Here is a 2,239-nt window from a genome sequence, read left to right as displayed (position 1 = left end):
CAACTACCACAACTACCACCAAAGCCCATAATAGTTCCTCCTTTAGATAAGAGGATAAAACAAGGGGTCACTCATGTATTTTAACGGGTTCACTTTACTTTATGTTTTTAAGCATGAATTGAGCAGGTCCTTTTGAAAATAAAGAAAAGACACCCTAAGGTGCCTTCCTCCGACTTGAACCACTTTCTCTGAATTAGAATGGTATTCTCCTAGTAAATTGATATGTTCCCAACCTAAAGGTGACATATGATGCAATAAGTTCTCATTAAAACTACCTATCCGTTTTTGATATTTAACTGCTTTTGTTAGATGTAAAGTATTCCAGATACTGATGGCATTGATAATTATGTTTAAGGCACTGGCCCTTTGCAATTGATGCTGTATGCTTCGCTCACCTTGTTTTCCGAAGAAAATAGCTCTTGCAAGTCCATTCATGGATTCTCCTTTAATTCGAATGGTGGCAGCACCTTTTATTAGAATTGTCCCCTTGGTTTAACAACTGCTTTTTTGTAAATAATATGTTTGTTAAAAAATTAATTAAGGGGGACTTGTATGCCACAGGATCGAAAAGCAAAAGTTCAAAACGATGCATACGAAGGAAAAGAGATCATGCCAGATAATCCACAATATCTACCGCGTCACGTGCAAATGGAGCTGCCTCACGAATTTTCTATAAATCCCCTGTTTGCCCGCGAAGGAGAATCAGTCGTTCCGCGCTTTCACATGCCTGATGAAGGCATGTTACCAGAAACAGCGTATCAAATCGTCCATGATGAAATTGCTCTTGATGGCAATGCCCGCTTGAATCTTGCAACATTCGTTAGCACATGGATGGAGCCTGCCGCAGAGCACTTATATGCCAAATCATTCGACAAGAACATGATTGACAAGGATGAATATCCACAGACAGCCGAAATTGAGGAGCGGTGTGTCCGCATTTTAGCAAACCTCTGGCATTCGCCCACCCCCCTTACGACTATGGGCGTTTCAACAACTGGATCGTCGGAAGCATGTATGCTCGGGGGGCTTGCGTTAAAGAGACGCTGGCAAAATGCACGCAAAAGCGAAGGGAAGCCGGTGGATCGGCCCAATATTGTGTTTAGTTCTGCTGTTCAAGTTGTTTGGGAAAAATTCGCGAACTATTGGGAGGTTGAACCACGCTATGTGAAGGTTAGCCCTGAGCATCCCCGATTGGATCCTCAGGGGGTCCTCGCTGTCGTGGATGAAAATACGATTGGTGTAGTACCGATTCTCGGTGAGACTTATACCGGGCTTTACGAACCGGTGTCCGCCATTGCGAAAGCGTTGGACGATTTACAGGAGAGGACGGGCCTCGACATTCCCATGCATGTGGATGCGGCTTCGGGGGGATTTATAGCACCGTTTCTTCAACCAGATTTAGTCTGGGATTTTCAATTACCGAGGGTGAAGTCCATCAATGTATCCGGACATAAATATGGATTAGTCTATCCTGGGTTGGGTTGGATAATTTGGCGGGAAGCTGAAGATCTCCCTGAGGATCTAATCTTCCGCGTCTCCTATTTGGGCGGGAACATGCCGACTTTTGCCCTGAATTTCTCTCGTCCTGGCGCACAAGTGCTCCTGCAATATTACAATTACCTGCGTTTGGGGAAAAGTGGGTACTATGATGTCCAAAGGGCTTCTCAGAAAGTCGCTCTTTTTCTTAGCAAGGAGATTCAGAAGATGGAACCGTTCGAACTTTTGTCCGATGGTTCGGATATTCCGGTTTTCGCTTGGCGATTGAAAGATGGTTACACATTAAACTGGAATCTTTATGATTTATCTCGACAATTGCGTGTGTTCGGCTGGCAAGTACCCGCCTATCCATTGCCTCCAGATATGGAAGCGGTGACGATTATGCGCGTTGTGGTTCGAAATGGATTTTCCATGGATCTCGCGCATTTATTTTTGAGGAACCTCAAACAGACCGTTGCCTTTCTGGATTCCCTGGACGGGCCTATGCCACATGATACGAAATGTGATAATGGGTTTCATCACTAAATGAAAAAAGCCTAATTTCTTCATATTTAATTGAGAAATTAGGCTTTTTAATATTGAAATTTCCTTAACGTTGTAAATCAGCATTTTTCTGACGCTACCCCATAAAGAAAAGACACCCATATATGAGTGTCTTTTCCGATAGTTTTTTAGCAGAAGCAGCTAGCTCCAACTATGATTAATAAAATAAATAATACAACTAATAAAGCAAATCCTCCAG

Annotated in this window: 2 protein-coding genes and 1 pseudogene; 1 reads left to right on the top strand and 2 read right to left on the bottom strand. The window is 43.1% G+C overall.

Features of this window, described 5'->3' with window-relative positions; translation table 11 throughout:
- Positions 1 to 99: 99 nt before the first annotated feature.
- Positions 100 to 447: pseudogene (locus ACFWDE_RS30385) on the bottom strand (Tn3 family transposase); the annotation flags it as partial.
- A gap of 105 nt (positions 448 to 552) precedes the next feature.
- Between ACFWDE_RS30385 and gad the strand changes: the two are divergent.
- On the top strand, positions 553 to 2,022 hold the full coding sequence (gene gad, locus ACFWDE_RS30380; protein WP_377896382.1) for a glutamate decarboxylase: 1,470 nt from the start codon (positions 553 to 555) through the stop codon (positions 2,020 to 2,022).
- Positions 2,023 to 2,168: 146 nt separating this feature from the next.
- Here gad and ACFWDE_RS30375 read toward each other — a convergent pair.
- A partial coding sequence (locus ACFWDE_RS30375) for a YjcZ family sporulation protein (protein ID WP_377896383.1) occupies positions 2,169 to 2,239 on the bottom strand: 71 nt, incomplete at its 5' end.

Source organism: Bacillus sp. NPDC060175, assembly GCF_042728695.1.
Classification (GTDB): Bacteria; Bacillota; Bacilli; order Bacillales; family Bacillaceae_G; genus Bacillus_A.
This window is presented reverse-complemented; position numbering and strand designations above follow the sequence as displayed.